This window comes from Actinoalloteichus sp. AHMU CJ021, from assembly GCF_002895405.1.
Lineage (GTDB): Bacteria > Actinomycetota > Actinomycetes > Mycobacteriales > Pseudonocardiaceae > Actinoalloteichus_B > Actinoalloteichus_B caeruleus.
This window is the reverse complement of record NZ_CP025990.1, coordinates 5,816,445-5,832,237: the sequence shown is the minus strand read 5'-3', so window position 1 is coordinate 5,832,237 and position 15,793 is coordinate 5,816,445. Positions and strand designations below refer to the sequence as shown.

Genomic DNA, 15,793 nt, shown 5'->3' with positions numbered 1-15,793 from the left:
CGGTGGCCACTGACGGAATACCGCGACAGTCGAGTGACCAGTCAATTCCTGAGGTACCCGCTCCACGCGGGCAGGGGTTGTTCCCCGCCCCTCCCCCTGCGGTAGGTTGATCGTCCGCCAATCCACCCCCACCGGGGGCATGGGACATACCAGGGGGAACCAGGGAAATCGAACCCGACCGAATCAGCGGACCCCGCCGTGAAAGCACGTTCGTCGCCCAACGATCCCCGCAGGGCGGCCGCACGGTCCACTCCACGCGAATTCCCCTGACCAGTCTGGACGTCATCCTGACCACTCCCAACCCGGATGAACCCGACCCGGACAACCGCAAGGTGGACAGCCGCCACGCGAAGGCGTTCGGTGACGACATCCGCCAGCAGGAGACCTGGGTGGCTCCCACGCTGCTCGCCCGGGACAACGGCGGCTGCTCCTTCGAGGAGGCAGCGGGAACCAACGGCCACATCGGGTACCTGACCATCCCCTGGGCGACAGGGGCGCTCTCCCCGCTGTCGACCATCGACGGCCAACACCGAATCCTGGGAGTGCACCTGGGAATCAAGGGCCTCGGGGACGAGATCACGAAGATCGACCGGGAGATCGGACGCACCACCCGGAAGGACACGCTCGCCACCCTCGAGAACACCCGCCAGAAACTCCGCGTCCAGTTGGACCGACTCGAATCGGAATCCATCGGCGTCGACATTGACGTCGAACCCAGCACTGTGCTCGCGCGGCAGATGTTCGTCGACGTCGCGGACAACGCCAAGGGGATCTCCAGCGCACTGCGGGCTCGTTTCGACAGCAGCAAGGTGGCCAACCGCATCCTCGACCGTGTCGTGAACCACGCGCTCCTCACAGGGAAGGTGGATCTCGAACAGGACAGGATGACCAGGAAGAACCCCAACCTCATGGGCGCCGAGCACGTGGCGGACCTGACCCGGGGTGTCGCCGTCGGCGTCGCGGGCCGCATCGGGAAGCAGCGCGAACGCGAACTCGCCGACGAAAGCCTCGTCGAGCTGGTGCACGGCTTCCTGGACTGCCTGACCGGCGGGTTCAAGGACCTCGGCGCCGTGGCCGAAGGGACCCTCACCCCACTCGACCTGCGATCGCAGTCGCTGCTGGGCCACGTCGGCATGCTGCGCGTCCTCGCCGGCGTCCACCACACCCTCATCGAGGAGCACGAGGCGAACGACGAGGAGGTCACCACCTTCTTCACCGCGCTGGACCCGCACATGAACGCCCCGGTGTCGGCCACCAGCATCTGGCGCGGCACCGAGGCCAGCGCCGACTTCGAGGTCAACGCATTCTCCCCGGTGATGCGCACCCAGAACCTGGCCCACCTGGTGCGGGTGATCTCCGGCTGGTACCGCACCCGCCCCTCGGGCCTGTAGGGCACCGGGCCGGCGGGAATCCCCGGGCCACCCGCCGGCTCACCCCGCACCGCCGGGACCGAAACGGCCGGTGAGGTCGGCGAGCAGGACGCGGAGCAGGTCGGCGAGGTGCTCCCGCTGCTGGTCGGTGAGCCCGGAGAGCAACGACTCCTCGTGACGCAGCAGTTCGTCAACCGTGCCCCCGATCACCTCGTGCCCCTCCGAGGTGAGCTCGACCAGCACCGCCCGCCCGTCCGGCCCCTCCCGCCGGCGCCGCACCAGCCCCGCCGCCTCCGCGCGGGCCACCCGCTGGGACACCGCACCCGGACTGACCAGCGCGCGCCGCGCGATCTCCGAGGGCGCCAGCTGGTAGGGCGACCCCGCCCGACGCAGAGTGCTCAACAGGTCCCGGGTGGCGGCGTCCATGCCGAGCCTGGCCATGGTGCGCCGCCGCTCGTCGTCCAACAGCTTCGCGACCCGCCAGATCCTGGTGATCACGCCGATGGAGCCCACCGGCGCGCCGGGGCGTTCCCGCCGCCACGCCCGGACGATCAGGTCGACCTCGTCGACCGCTCGTCCGGTGTCGTCGGCGTCCACGCCGGACGCGGGTCCCTCGCCGCCCGAGTCGTCCCGTGCCGGTCCGGCGCTGGTTGCGGTGGTGTCGTGTTCGGGAGTACGGTCAGCCACCCCACTAGTTTAGACCTAAAGGAGATTGTGTGGTGCGCAACATCGTGGTCACCGGCGGCGGTACCGGTATCGGACTCGCCGTGGCGGCCCGGTTCGCCTCCCAGGGCGACTCGGTCACCATCACCGGACGCCGAACCGACGTGCTCACCGAGGCCGCGAACACCCTCGGAGCCCGGGCGGTCGCCTTCGACGCCAGCGACCCCGACGCGGTGACCGCCGCCCTGCCCGCCCTGCCCGACCGGGTCGACGTCCTGATCAACAACGCCGGCGGCAACGTCGGCTTCGACCTGCCCGCCCACGACAAGGACGACCTCACCGGACTGGCGCGGGAATGGCGGGCCAACCTCGCGACCAACGTGCTCTCCGCCGTGCTGGTCACCACCGCGCTCACCCCGCGACTCGCCGACGACGGCCGCGTCATCATGGTCGGGTCGATCGCGGCCCGCACCGGAGCCGGCTCCTACGGAGCCTCCAAAGCAGCCCTGGAAGCCTGGACCATCGACGTCGCCACCCGCCTCGGGCCCCGCGGCATCACCGCCAACCTCGTCTCCCCCGGACTGATCGAGGACACCGAGTTCTTCCGGGGCCGGCTCAGCGACCAGCGACGGGCCACCCTGATCTCCCGCACCGCCACCGGCCGCGCCGGCGCGCCCGACGACATCGCCGCCACCTGCGCATTCCTCGCCTCCCCCGGAGCAGGTCACCTCACCGGCCAGGTGCTCCACGTCAACGGAGGCGCCCACTTCGGACGCTGAACCCCACCGCGACACCACCACCGGAACCGCGTGCCGCCCCGCCTCGGCTCCCCGACCGGACACCACCCCGCCAGGACGGGCCCCGGCCGAGCCCGATGTGGTCGAACCGGACGTCCCGGCATCCCTCGTCGACCGGGGTGCCGGGTCAGTCCACCCCGAACCACCGGTCGGCCACCGAGGCCAAGGTCGGCTCCTCCGGAGCAGGCAACAACCGCAGGTAGGTGCTCAGGTCGCTGTAGACGTGCAGCAACGCGTAGGCCAGGAACCGGCGGGACAACACCGGCCCGACCGCCGCCCGGTCCAGCCCGTACCCGGCCAGCAGCGCCGCCAACGCCCCCGCATCTCCCCGGGTCAGGAACAGCCCCACCGCAGCGAACTCGTACTCCGCGGCTCCCCGCATCGCCGGTTCGAAATCGAACAACCCCGACACCTCCCAGCCCGCCGCCCCCGGGCGGACCAGCACGTGCTCGGCCATCACCTCGGTGTGCAGCAGCACCGGCCGCCCCGCCGGCACCGGGGTCGCGTCCAGGAAGTCCGGGATCTGCTCCACCCAGGCCTCCGGCAGCCCCCGAGACCGCTGCCGCCGCACGCAACCCGCCCGCTGGGCGGCGAGGAACTCCTCCCAGCAAGGCGGCCCAGCACGTCCAGACCTCGGTGGTCCACCTCGTGCAGGGCGGCCAGCGCACCCCCGACCCGAGCGGCCACCGACCGGCGTTCCGCCGGGGACAGCGCTGGCCACACCTCACCCAGCGGCCGGCCCCGCAACCGGCTCATCAGCACGTACGCCCACCCGTCACGGACTCCCACCTGATGCACCCGGGGAGTCGCCACCGGCAGCCGCCCCGCCACCAGGTCAAGGACCCCGGCCTCCACCGCCGCCTCCCCGGCGTGGACCGGGGGGTACAGCGTGAGCACCAGGTCCTCCCCGACCGCGTACACCGGCAAAGACCCGTCGGCGAACCGGACCAGCTCACCCCCGATCCCCAACCGGCGGCACAGCTCCACCACCCCGGGCCGCAACCGCGCCTCGTCCTCGACCACCGCCTCGAACCGCGCCACCGTCGTCGCCTCGGGCAGGGAACCACCGCTCACACGGCGGGTGACCGTAGACACGACCTCCCGGTCACCGCACCCCAATTTCCCCCGGCACTCCGTCCTTCCCCAGCGCGCGCCGCAGGTGCCGGGCGGTGTGCCCCCGACCGGACGCCACCTCCTCCGGGGTGCCCACCGCCACCACCCGACCGCCGTCCCGCCCGCCACCCGGGCCGAGGTCGATCACCCAGTCCGCCGCCCGCACCACATCCATGCTGTGCGAGACCACCACCGCCGTGTGCCCCCGGTCGACCAACCGGTGCAACACCCCGACCAGCCGCTCCACGTCCCGCGCGTGCAACCCGGTCGTCGGCTCGTCCAACACGTACACGGTGTGCCGGCCGGCCCGGCGGTGCAGCTCGGCGGCGAGCTTCACGCGCTGCGCCTCCCCACCCGACAACGTCGTCCCCGCCTGCCCCAACCGCAGATACCCCAACCCCACCTCGCACAGCACCCGCAGGGGCCCGCGCACCGCCGGCGGATCCTCCCGGAAGAACTCGGCCGCCTCCTCCACGGTCATCGCCAGCACCTCGGCGATCGTGCGACCCCGGTAGGTGACCGACAACGTCTCCGCGTCATACCGGCTCCCCCCGCACTCCGCGCACGGCAGGAACACGTCCGGCAGGAAGTGCATCTCCACCCGCACCACCCCCTCCCCCGAACACTCCTCGCACCGGCCCCCCGGCGAGTTGAACGAGAAACGGCCCGGGGTGAACCCGCACCGCCGCGCCCGCTCGGTCCGCGCGAACAACGTCCGCACCGCGTCCAACACGCCGGTGTAGGTCGCCGGGGTCGACCGCGCCGACCGGCCGATCGGGGACTGGTCGACCCGGATCACCCGGTCCACCAACTCCACCCCCTCCACCCGCTCGTGCGCCCCCGGCGGGGGAGCATCGCCCCCCAACGCCCGGTCGATCACCCGGTACAGGATCTGATCCACCAACGTCGACTTGCCCGCACCCGACACCCCGCTCACCGCCACCACGCACCCCAGCGGGAACGCCACGTCCACTCCCCCCAGGTTGTGCTCGACAGCCCCCCGCACCACCAGCTCCCGCCCCGGCTCCGAGGCCCGACGCCGCTCCGGCAACCCCCGCCCCCACCGGCCCGCGAGGTACCCGCCCGTCACCGACTCCTCCGAGGACCGCAGCGCCTCCACCGGCCCCGAGAACAGCAACCGACCACCGTGCTCGCCGGCGGCCGGCCCCAACTCGACCACCCAGTCCGCGGCCTCGATCACCCGCGCGTCGTGCTCCACCACCACCACCGAGTTGCCCCGGTCCCGCAACGCCCGCAGCGTCCCCACCAACTCCTCCACGTCCTGCGGGTGCAACCCGGCCGTCGGCTCGTCCAACACGTACAACAACCCGAACAACCGCGTCCCCACCTGGCCCGCCAACCGGACACGCTGCGCCTCACCCGTCGACAGGGTCCGCGCGGGGCGGTCCAGCGTCAGATACCCCAACCCCACCTCCACCAGGCGCGACAACCGCTCCAGGATCTCCTCCACCGCCTGCTCGACCAGTACCCGCTCCCGCTCCGCCAACTCCAACCCCGCGAAGAACTCCCGGCACCCGGTGACCGGCAACGCGCTCACCTCGGTGATCCCCCGACCACCCACCCGCACCGCCCGCTGCTCGGCGCGCAACCGCCCTCCCCCGCAGGACGAGCACGGCACCGGACGCAGGAACACCTGCCCCGGGAAGGAACCCCCCGCCGCCGCCCGCTGCCGCTCGGCCAACCACGGCAGCACCCCGGTGAACACCTCCGACCGCCCGGGCACCGCCACCTCACGGCCCCGCAGCAGAACCTCCCGCAACCCCGGCGGCAACGACCGCCACGGAGCCTCCGGCCGAACCCCCCACCCCGACACCACCGCGACCGCCGCCTCCCGACACCCCGCCCCCGACCGCTCCCGCCACGGAGCCACCGCGCCCTCCACCACCGACAACTCCAGGTCAGGCACCACCAACCCCTCGTCCCCCGCCAACACCACACCCACCCCCGCGCAGTCCGGGCACTGCCCGAACGGCAGGTTGAACGAGAACGCCCGCCCCGCCACCTCCACCGACCCCACCTCGTGCCCCGCCGGACACGCCCACCCCCGATCCCCCCGGCCAAGCCCCTCCCCACACCTCGGGCAGTGCGGCACCCCCACCCGCCCCCACAACACCCGCATCAGGTCGTACACCTCGGTCACCGTCCCCACCGTCGACCGAGGACTCCGCGACGCCGAGGACCGCTGATCCACCGCGACGGCCGAGCACAGACCCTCGACCTGGTCGACGTCCGGGCGACTCATCTCACCGAGGAACTGCCGGGCGAACGACGACATCGACTGCACCTGCCGCCGTTGCGCCTCCGCGTAGATCGTGTCGAACGCCAACGAGGACTTCCCCGACCCCGACACGCCGGTGAACACCACCAACGCCCGGTGCGGAACGTCGAGGTCCACCCCCCGCAGGTTGTGCACCCGCGCCCCCCGCACCCGCAGGGTGTCCGGCAACACCGCCCGGGCCGAGCCGGGCAGGACGTCACGGGCATGGGACATCGTCATCGGAAACTCCTCCACCAGGGATCGGAACGCGGCCGAACACGCACACGGGGCAGGTCCCCGCACGGCGTCACCACGACCCCGAGAGCATACTCAAACTTGAGTACCCGTCCCCGCGGCCACCCACCACACCACCGCGACACCAGCCGAAACCCCCGCCACGCACCAGCCCACCGGCCTGGCAGACGATCTCCTCCTCGCGCATGGTCAGGAAGTCAACCGAGACCACGGACTCGTGGGCGAACATCTCCTCGAACGAGGTGCGGCGAGCGCCCTCAGCCAACCCCTCGACCACACCCGGGTGGCCACCCCCCACCACGACACCCAACCTCTAACCTGAGCCCGGCCTCGAACAACGGCAGAGCGGAACGGCATGTCAGCGACACGACTCCTCGTACTCGGCGTAGTACGCCAATGCGGAACAGCACACGGCTACCGAGTACGAGCGGAACTGGTCGCCTGGGGCGCCGAAGAATGGGCCAACATCAAATGGGGCTCCCTCTACCACGCCCTCAGGCAGTTCGCCAAGGAAGGGCTGATGATCGCCACCCCCGCCAAAGACACCCCAGGACGCACCGACTACTCCCTCACCACCACCGGAGAAACGGAGTTCCACCGCCTGCTCCGCGACGCCCTCCGACGACCAGAACACCGACCCGACACCCTCGGAGCCGCACTCGCCCTGCTCCCCGCCCTCACCCGCGAGGAAGCCATCACCCTCCTCATCGAAAGACTCCGCACCCTGGAAACCGAACGCACCGAGAAGGCCAAACTCGCCGAACTCGGCACGGCCCCCGGCACCGAACACCTCCGCGAACTACCCCGCCTGTGGGAACACACCGCACGCGGAGGCATCGAATGGACCCAAGGACTGCTGCACCGACTGCGCTCCGGCACCTACGCCATGACCAACGACAACACCCACACCACCCCACCCTGAGGCGGGAGAGCGGACGCACACCGGACCGGCACGCAGGCACACGCCGCCCTCCCCACCCACCCAGGCCGCCGATCCACCCGGCACTACGACGACCCGCGGAAGGGATCCCTTCCCCGCGACACCTCGTAACAACGGTTCAACTCCGCCACGAACCGCCTGACCCGCATCACCAGAGCCCGCATCCCACTCACCTCCCCTCCTCCACCGACACGGCCCGCCCCACCGGCGCCGACCACTCCACCGCCCGCTCACCGCCACGCACCTCCGAACCACCACGCCACACCAGGTCAGCCACCACCCCCACCACCAACACCACCCCGCTCACCACCGCGAACAACCGCACCGCCCCCTCCAACGGCACCCACAACGCCAACGCCCCCACCCCGACCGCCGGCACACCCGCCCCCAGGTAGAACAGGACGTACAACGCCGAGGTCGTCTCCACCGAGGCCGACCGGGGAGTCACCGACTCCACCTCCGCCGTCGCCCCCCAGTACACGAACCCGTGCCCCACCCCCGCCGCCACCGCCGCGGCCCCCAACACCCACAACCCCGACTCCGCCACCGGCAACGCCAACCCCACCAACCCACCCCCCAGCAACACCACGCCCACCCGCTGCGCCACCACCGGCCGCAACCCCGGCGTCATCACCTGCGCCACCGCGGAACACGCCATCACCACACCGATCACCAGTCCCGACACCACCGGACTCGACACCCCGAACTCACTCCGCAACAAGTCCGGCACCAGCGCCAGGAACAACCCCACCACCGCCCAGGCGACCCAACCGTTCACCCCGCCCACCACGAACGACCGCCGCACCACCCTGGGCACCCTCGGCCACGCCAACCGCCACCCCCGCAACGGCCCCGACCGCTCAGGGAGACGGCGCACCAGCCCCATCACCACCACCGTCGCCACCACATGCACCGCGAACGACATCGACAACGGCGCCGGCGCGAACGAAGCCAACAACCCAGTGCCCAACGGCCCCACCGCCCCACCCACCACGAACACCACACCCGCCACCAACGCCCCCCGCTCAGGCGAGGAACACCGCGCCACCACCACCGCCACCCCGGCCCCGGTGCCCGCCCCCAACGCCAGGCCGTGCAGCACCCGACCCGCGAAAAGAGCACCCACCCCCTCCGCACCCACCAACAGCAACGACGCCACCGCCGACACACCCAACCCCCACAACAACAACCGCCGCGGCCCCACCCGCTCCACCGCCGCACCGAACACGACCAACGCCGGCACGCTCACCAGCGAGTACGTCGCGAACAGCGCCGTCGACGTCAACGACGAGAACGCGAACTCCCGCTGGTACAGCGGGTACAACGGGCTCACCATGTTCGCCCCCGCCGTCAGCACCAACAACGCCGCGGCCGAAGCGACCAGCGCACCCGTCCCGCCCCCCACCCCGGGCCCCCGCACCGTCCCCGGCACCCGTGAGGACCCCCGCCACCAGGCATCACCACCCAGCCAGCTCCCCACCGACCACCACGGCGACGCACCGAACCACCGACCGGACAGCACACGAGATCGAGACACACGCCCAGGGTGCGCAACTCGATAGGCGACGAAAAGCAAACGTTGATGCAGCGATCCGTACAGTTGCACTACATGATCGACCGGCGACTCCATATGCTGCAGCTACTCGACCGACACGGCACCGTCCACGCGGTGGCCACCGCCCTGCACTACACCCCATCGGCGGTATCCCAGGCCCTCCGCAGCCTCAGCGCCGAACTCGGAACCGACGTCGTCCGCCCCCGAGGACGAGGCGTCCGCATCACCCCCGCCGGCCGCACACTCCTGGCCCACGCGGAGATCCTCTTCGCCCAGTGGGAACGGGCACGCGCCGCCCTCGACGCCTACGACGAGGAACCGTCGGGCACCCTCGGCATCTGCGGTTTCTCCACCGCGGCCGCGGTCGTCCTCCCCCGCGCCGCCGGCGCCCTCCGAGAACGCTTCCCCAACCTCGGCATCCGCATCACCGAGGCGGAACCCACCGAATGCTTCGACCTGCTGCTCTCCGGCGAGGCCGACATCGCCCTCGTCGTGGCCACACCCGACACGCCCTCACCCAGTGACCCCCGCTTCGACCAACGTCCCCTCTTCGACGACGCCCTGGACCTCCTGATCCCGCAGGACCACCCGCTGGCAGGCGCGGGTGAGGTGCGACTCGTCGACGTGGCGCACGAACAGTGGATCGTCTCCAAACCAGGGTCGACCTACCACCAACTCGTGCTCGCCGCGTGCGCGACCGCCGGGTTCTCCCCTCGGATCGCCCACCGCAGCGACGAGTGGGAGACGGCCACCGCACTCGTCGCGCAGGGCTTCGGGGTCTGCCTGGTCCCCCAGCTCGCCGGACTTCCCAGCACCCACCCGGTGTCCCGCCTCCGACTGACCGGGGACCCGGCTCCGGCGCGCCGCGTGCTCACCGCCACCCGACTGGGGAGCCGGGACCGCCCTGTGATCAGCAGTGTCCTCGACGCGATCACGGCCGTCGTTCGGCGACTCGACCTCCGCCCGCTGGCGGGATCGGCTGACCACCCCTCGGCGGTCAGTTCGGACCTCCCCCACTGACCCCGCTCCGCCCCGGAACCCGACCACCGCGTGGGAGAACTCAGCTGCCTTCGGCCTCGAGACCGAGCCGGCGCCTGGCGTCGTCGATGCGCTTCAGCCCTTCCATCGCCGTCGCACGGGCCGCCGCGCACTCCTCCGCCGTGGTGGCCCTGGCGAGCAGCTCACCAGTCGCCCTCCACCGCTCGCTCGCGTCCTCCCACGCACGGCGGGCGACGACATCGTCACCGACGCCCAGCGTCTCGACGTGGAAGCCCAGCCGCCGGTACGCCGAGCGCGCGGCGGACTTGGCCGAGCGAACCTCCCGGTGCCGTGACGCTCCCAGGATGACCGGAACGAGCACCCCGGCGGCGACCGCGGTCGCGCCGACGATCCACAGGATCATGGACACCATCTGTTACCTCGATCAGTTGACGGGGCCGCCAGTATCTCACCCGTCCGCAGGTCCACCTCCACCTCGTTCCCTCTCGTCCCCCACTGGCCCGCCGCGGGCCCAGCACCCGCGATGGCACGGTCCCCCCGCCGCCACGAGGACAGCACCCATCCACGGGTGCTCCGGATCTTCGCACGTCAGGGCTTCGATCAGTGGGCACGGGAGCGGGTGTGATCGTCGGCGGAGGTACCGGCGCGTTCCGGAGGGGCCACCAGGCGAGTGGGCGGCACCCGGCGGACGCACAGGGCTCCGCGTCCCGCTCCAGGTGCTCCGACCCATACTCCCCGGTAGTGACTCTTGGTAGTCGGGGTGCCTTTTTCGTGGCGGTTGGTGTTTGTTGGTTGGTGGTGAGTTGATTTTGATTGACACTGAAATAACGGACAAATATGAATTCAATGGGGCGTCGGGGATGGGTAGCGCCGGCGGTGTTCGGATCGAACCCACGGTGAACACCACCCCCGCGGCTCCAACCCTTACGACAGTCGAGTGATCACACGGGGAAACCAGGTGCGTTCAGGCGGTCATGATCGGTAGGGTGTCAACAGGTCGTCGCCGACCACACCCCCCGTGGTGCGGGGCGCGACGAACGCCGTTCCTCGCAGGATCTCGAGACTTGTCCCACATCCCGCCGCGATGGCGCGGCAGGCAGGTGGGGCACCACCGACTGCACCCACTTCCGCCGCCCGCCACTGAAAGGCCAGGCGCTCCGGGCGCCCGCGAGTGACTTCCTCGGATGGGCGGCCCGGCCCCGGGAGCCTTCTTGACCTACGTCATCTGGGCGCTGCAAGTGCCACTCGCGCTGATCCTTCTCATCTCCGGCGGGATGAAACTCGTCCAACGGGAAGAGCTACTACTGGCGAACATGCCGTGGGCGGAGGATTTCTCCAGCCAGGAGGTCAAGATCATCGGAGGGATCGAGGTGGCGGCCGCCGCCGGCCTGATCCTGCCGGGCCTGCTCAACTTCCTGACCGTGATGACGCCCGTCGCCGCGTGCGGCGTGGTGCTGCTGATGATCGGGGCCATCGTCGTGCACGGCAGGCGGTGGAAGTTCAAACCAGTGCCGATCAACCTGTTGCTGCTGGTCATGGCCGGGGTCGTTGCCTGGACCCGCTTCGGCCCGGTGCCCTTCTGATCACGTGGCGCCCGAGGTGGGATTCGTTCCCACCCCGGGCGGGTACCACCCCCGGTGAACGGTGCCGAGCGTGGTGGCGACCGCGCCGGCAGCACACCGTGCACGGGAGGAGGCCGACGATCATGGCCGAGCACACGCACGAGAGCGACGCCCTCTGGAACGAATTCCACCGGGTGGTGAACATGTCCTCCCGTGAACTCAGCGAGTGGCTTCGGACCAGATCGGCAGGGGAGACCGCTGAGGAGTTCCCTGACCAGTCGGGAACGCCGACCGGCCAGGAGGTGCTGCGCATCCTCAACAAGCGCAGGACCGACCTCGAGGACGGCGACCTCCATGTCATGCGCCGGGTCGTGGAACGAGTCCACGCCGAACGCCGCGACGACCTGGAGCCCACCAGCGGCCAGTCGGGCTGGCGGCACCGGCTGATGTCGATCGGGCACGATCCCCTGAAACCCGTCTGAGCCGGGCCTCGTCGACGGTGGGAGGCCTGGGGTAGGGATGCTGGATCTCCTCCCCGCGTGGTGGGGAGATTCGTGCGGGGGTTCAGTGTTGGATTCATCCAACACTGAAATGATGGATCCGGTCGACGAATTGGGCGCTCAGTGGCGGTACTCACCGCGCCATCGCCTACTCGAGACCGCGGAGCAGCGACCCTGGTACTCAGCCGAGCAATGCGCCCAGGACGCGATGGCAGCGGACCGGGTCCGTGGTGAGGCCGTTCTCCAGGCCCCACAGCCAGTAGTCCACGCACCGCGCCACCGCCCAGCCGTGCGCCGCGCGAGGCTCCAGCTCCCCGGTCTCCACGAGCATGGCCAGCAGGCGGCGCAGGTCGGCATCAGAGCCGATGGCGTCGTCGTCCGCCCTGGTCCACAACAGTTCGGGCACGGAGAACTCCGGGCGGCCCCGCACCGGACGAGGGTCCACCGCCAGCCACGGCTCGCGTTCGCCCGCCAGGACGTTGCCGTAGTGCAGGTCGGCGTGGATGAGCGTGCCGTGGTCCTCCGCCCCGAGGTCAGCGGCGAGGCCTCGCGCCGTGTCGAGCCAGGCCGGCGGAATGGGGTCGCCCAGCGTCCGCTGCCGAGACGGGAGGCGCTCCACCATGTCGTCGGCGATCTCGCCCAGTGAGCGCAGCCCGGGTGGTGCCGGCACCGCGAGGCGACGCAGGAGCGTGCCCGCCACCTCGGCCGCCTCCCACAGGCCAAGGCCGCGCAGGCTGCGCCGCTGGTTCAGCCGTTCCATCAGCAGCCCGCCGATATCCGGCCTGGCTCCGAGCAGCCGGACGGCCCCGGCGCCATCCCAGGTGCGCAGTGCTCGCGCCTCGGCCGCGGTGGTGCCGGTCGGCCAGCTCAGTTTGAGCGCGCAGGCCTGGTGCCGGCGGTGCGCCATCACCACCAGGCCGGAACCACCATGTTCCGGCGGTGTGTCGTCAAGGGTCAGCCCCCAGTCAACGCACAGCTGGCGGATCAGCTCGGGCAGCGCCGCCACCCAGCTGCGGCCCTCCTCGCCGTCGACACGTGAGCGCCACTCCGCGAACTCACCGGGAACGATCACGCTGACCATCCTTGCCCGGTGGGGACACCTCAGCCAGGTACCTCCCACCCACCTCCCCCGTGTCGCGCTGTCCGGGACGCGCATCCGAGAGCACCGCGGTGCACCGCCCACGGGGCCGCGCCGGGGCCAGGAGGAGCACCTGCGGCTCGGTCCTCGGGGTCCGCTGCCACTCCCCTACCGACCGCGCTGCTCCGGGTGGTCCCGAGGACCGAGCCGCCACCGCACCGTGCCACTCGGACCGGTGTTCGTCCGCCGTGCCGCACGAGATGTGCGACTGACGGGGCGGATCCGGGCGGTACCTCCCGTGTCGGGGAGCCCACCGGGACTCCCCGACACGGAACCGCTGGTCAACGGGTCACGGGTAGTAGATGTTGGGCTGGTCCGGGGTCTCCATGTCGAAGCCCAGGAAGAAGCTGGTGTGCGGCGGCTGGTTGTAGGCGACGTTCTGCCAGGCCACCCCGAGCCGGTACACCGGGTCGTGCATCAGGGTGTGGATCCGGTGCTCCGTGGGGTGCGTGGTCGTGTAGACCCGGAGGGCCGTGTCGTCCTCGGTCGGCCACAGCACCTCCTCGCGCCAGTCGCCGAGGATGTCCGCCTGGAGGCTCGGATTGCCCTTGGTGTCGTTGATCGACTGGGTCCCGGTCGGCGTGAGCAGGTTGACGAGGGTCTCGGTCTCCCAGTCCCACTTGTCGATCCGGCCCACTCCCCGGCGGTCGCTCTCCCGGAAGTCGTGGTCCAGGATCTCCCGGCCGAGGTCACCGTCCCACCAGACGACGAAGTTCGCCGGGGGGATGTTGTTGGAGATGAGCTCGCCGGAGGCGCTGACCAACCAGCCGGTCGGGCTGTTCCACTCCCCGTCGATGGCCCAGGCCTCGGCTCCGGGGAACCGGGGGTCGATGTCACCGGCGGTCCCCCGGCCGGTGTCCCGCCCGGTGTGCTCGCCCCACAGGACCTCGCCGCTGCCCGCGTCGCGCAGCGCCAGGCCGTACGGCGCGGAGGAGTTCTCCTGCACTCCGAAGACCTCCAGGCCGTCCCGGCTCGGGTCCAGGTTGCCCAGGTGCATGGCGTCGCCGTGGCCGAGCCCGGTGGAGTAGAGACCGGTGCCGTCGTCGTCGATGGTCATCTGGCCGAACACGATCTCGTCACGGCCGTCGCCGTCAACGTCGCCCACGCTCAGGTTGTGGTTGCCCTGTTGGGCGTAGGCGCCGTTGCCCGGCTCGTCGCTGTCGAAGATCCACCGCTGGGTGAGTTCCCCGTCGCGCCAGTCGTAGGCGGCCAGCACGGTCTTCTCGTAGTAGCCCCTGGACATCATGATGCTGGGGCGTTCACCGTCCAGGTAGGCGACGGCGGCGAGGAACCGGTCACCCCGGTTGCCGTAGCAGTCACCCCACTGGCAGATGTCGCCGCGTGCCGGCTCGAAGTCGACGGTTTCCACCGCCTCACCGGTGAGTCCGTCGAAGACGGTCAGGAACTCCGGTCCGGTGAGGACGTAGCCGGAGGACTCGCGGTAGTCGGCGTCGGGGTCACCGATCACCTGCCCGATGCCGTCCACCGCGCCGTCGGCGGTGCGCAGGACAACCTCGGCGCGGCCGTCACCGTCGAAGTCGTACACCAGGAACTGCGTGTAGTGCGCTCCGGCGCGGATGTTGGGTCCGAGCCCGAGCCGCCAGAGCTGTTCGCCCTCGAGGGTGTAGGCGTCGAGGAACACCTCACCGGTGTAGCCGGACCGGGAGTTGTCCTGCGCGTTGGTGGGCTCCCACTTGACGACGATGTCGTACTGGCCGTCGCCGTTGAGGTCGCCGACGCTGGCGTCGTTGATCCGGTACTCGAACTCGCCCCCGTCCGGGGTCGTGCCACCCGCGGGCTTGTTCAGCGGGATGTCGAAGTGCGCCTCGTCCAGGGCGGTGGTGGTCTCCGACGCGGCGCGCCCACCCTGGCCGAGTGGCAGCAGCTCGTAGGTGGCCCCGGGGGCACCGTCGGGATCGAGGAAGTTGGTGCTGGAGCGGATGGGCTGGCGGTTGATCTTCCGGCCGTCGCGGAACAGGTGGAAGCCGAGGTCCTGCGGGTCGGTGCCGAACAGGCGCCAGCTCACCAGGACCCCGTCCTCGGTGGGGACGGCCAGCAGTCCCCGGTCCAGGCGTTCGGCCTGCCGCGCCGGGGTGGCGTCCCCGGTCGTGGCGGAGCCGGCCGGTGCGGCCGACCGGTCCGCTCCGGCTGGGTCGTCGAGTGCGGCGGCGCTGCCGGCGGACACCACGAGGGCGCTTCCGGCCACCAGCGCGAGTAGTGATCTTCGTGCACGCGTCATTGCGTTGGGCCCTTTCCCGGATCAGGGGCAGGTTGTCACGGTGTCGGGCGGTTCCTGGGTTCTCCTCGGTTCGGCGTCCCGTTCCCGGCGTCGTCACGGGTTCGGGGAGCCGTCGTCTGGATCTGCCGAGAAACCGCTTCCCGACCTAGTGATAGCTGATCGCGGGGCGGGTGACCGGGTCGGCCGGGCACCGTTCGACCGGTGTTGTCGCAGGTCAGGGCCCCCGCGGGTCCGGGGTGACCTCGGAACGGGCTGTTGGCCGTTACCGGTCAGGCCCTCGGGGACGCTGGCCGGGGTCATCGAGGGCCTGGTTGAGTGCGGCCGGCGGGGAGCGGCCGTCGACCGGAGCGTCCACGCGGATCCCGTGGTGGTCCCGACGGGCGC

The 15,793-nt window shown here is 71.0% G+C and carries 15 protein-coding genes; 6 read left to right on the top strand and 9 right to left on the bottom strand.

The features are described from left to right. Nucleotides 1-146: 146 nt before the first annotated feature. Nucleotides 147-1,391: a DNA sulfur modification protein DndB gene (locus C1701_RS24480; RefSeq protein ID WP_103056706.1), complete on the top strand. Its 1,245-nt coding sequence runs from the start codon at nt 147-149 to the stop codon at nt 1,389-1,391. A gap of 39 nt (nt 1,392-1,430) precedes the next feature. On the opposite strand, the gene C1701_RS24475 is transcribed toward C1701_RS24480, so the two are convergent. Continuing rightward, complete coding sequence (locus tag C1701_RS24475) at nt 1,431-2,057, bottom strand: MarR family winged helix-turn-helix transcriptional regulator (RefSeq protein WP_103056705.1); 627 nt, start codon at nt 2,055-2,057, stop codon at nt 1,431-1,433. A gap of 29 nt (nt 2,058-2,086) precedes the next feature. On the opposite strand from C1701_RS24475, the gene C1701_RS24470 reads away from it, so the two are divergent. Next, nucleotides 2,087-2,812 carry an SDR family NAD(P)-dependent oxidoreductase gene (locus tag C1701_RS24470; RefSeq protein ID WP_211237476.1) on the top strand — a complete coding sequence of 242 codons (726 nt, stop codon included), beginning with the start codon at nt 2,087-2,089 and terminating at the stop codon, nt 2,810-2,812. Nucleotides 2,813-2,957: 145 nt separating this feature from the next. On the opposite strand, the gene C1701_RS27855 is transcribed toward C1701_RS24470, so the two are convergent. From C1701_RS27855 to C1701_RS24455, 4 genes are all read right to left on the bottom strand, one after another. After that, nucleotides 2,958-3,401, bottom strand: coding sequence for a phosphotransferase (locus tag C1701_RS27855; RefSeq protein ID WP_308208821.1), 444 nt, complete (start codon nt 3,399-3,401; stop codon nt 2,958-2,960). Further along, entirely contained in the window at nt 3,287-3,904 is a 618-nt protein-coding gene (locus tag C1701_RS27850; protein WP_308208820.1) for an aminoglycoside phosphotransferase family protein, read from the bottom strand. The genes C1701_RS27855 and C1701_RS27850 overlap by 115 nt, the downstream gene beginning before the upstream one ends. A 31-nt stretch (nt 3,905-3,935) precedes the next feature. Next, on the bottom strand, nt 3,936-6,410 hold the full coding sequence (uvrA, locus tag C1701_RS24460) for an excinuclease ABC subunit UvrA (protein ID WP_443098167.1): 2,475 nt from the start codon (nt 6,408-6,410) through the stop codon (nt 3,936-3,938). A gap of 118 nt (nt 6,411-6,528) precedes the next feature. Further along, nucleotides 6,529-6,777, bottom strand: coding sequence for a hypothetical protein (locus C1701_RS24455; RefSeq protein WP_337661937.1), 249 nt, complete (start codon nt 6,775-6,777; stop codon nt 6,529-6,531). A 54-nt stretch (nt 6,778-6,831) separates the two neighbouring features. On the opposite strand from C1701_RS24455, the gene C1701_RS24450 reads away from it, so the two are divergent. Further along, complete coding sequence (locus C1701_RS24450) at nt 6,832-7,398, top strand: PadR family transcriptional regulator (RefSeq protein WP_103056703.1); 567 nt, start codon at nt 6,832-6,834, stop codon at nt 7,396-7,398. A gap of 187 nt (nt 7,399-7,585) precedes the next feature. Here C1701_RS24450 and C1701_RS24445 read toward each other — a convergent pair whose 3' ends face one another. Continuing rightward, nucleotides 7,586-8,953, bottom strand: coding sequence for an MFS transporter (locus C1701_RS24445; RefSeq protein WP_162147282.1), 1,368 nt, complete (start codon nt 8,951-8,953; stop codon nt 7,586-7,588). A gap of 45 nt (nt 8,954-8,998) precedes the next feature. Between C1701_RS24445 and C1701_RS24440 the strand changes: the two genes are divergently transcribed. After that, on the top strand, nt 8,999-9,991 hold the full coding sequence (locus C1701_RS24440; RefSeq protein ID WP_030228277.1) for a LysR substrate-binding domain-containing protein: 993 nt from the start codon (nt 8,999-9,001) through the stop codon (nt 9,989-9,991). A 40-nt stretch (nt 9,992-10,031) separates the two neighbouring features. Here the strand turns inward: C1701_RS24440 and C1701_RS24435 are convergent, their stop codons facing one another. Continuing rightward, a complete protein-coding gene (locus C1701_RS24435; RefSeq protein WP_026418067.1) occupies nt 10,032-10,382 on the bottom strand; it encodes a hypothetical protein in 351 nt (116 codons plus the stop codon). A 799-nt stretch (nt 10,383-11,181) separates the two neighbouring features. Between C1701_RS24435 and C1701_RS24430 the strand changes: the two genes are divergently transcribed. After that, nucleotides 11,182-11,553 (top strand): DoxX family protein, encoded by a 372-nt coding sequence (locus C1701_RS24430; RefSeq protein ID WP_026418068.1) that lies wholly within the window; start codon nt 11,182-11,184, stop codon nt 11,551-11,553. 122 nt (nt 11,554-11,675) lie between these two features. Next, entirely contained in the window at nt 11,676-12,014 is a 339-nt protein-coding gene (locus tag C1701_RS24425; protein ID WP_026418069.1) for a DUF3140 domain-containing protein, read from the top strand. A 199-nt stretch (nt 12,015-12,213) separates the two neighbouring features. On the opposite strand, the gene C1701_RS24420 is transcribed toward C1701_RS24425, so the two are convergent. After that, nucleotides 12,214-13,104: an aminoglycoside phosphotransferase family protein gene (locus tag C1701_RS24420; RefSeq protein ID WP_337661936.1), complete on the bottom strand. Its 891-nt coding sequence runs from the start codon at nt 13,102-13,104 to the stop codon at nt 12,214-12,216. Between the two features lie 355 nt (nt 13,105-13,459). Beyond that, nucleotides 13,460-15,409, bottom strand: a complete 1,950-nt coding sequence (locus C1701_RS24415) for a rhamnogalacturonan lyase (protein ID WP_337661935.1) — start codon at nt 15,407-15,409, stop codon at nt 13,460-13,462. Between the last annotated feature and the right edge of the window lie 384 nt (nt 15,410-15,793).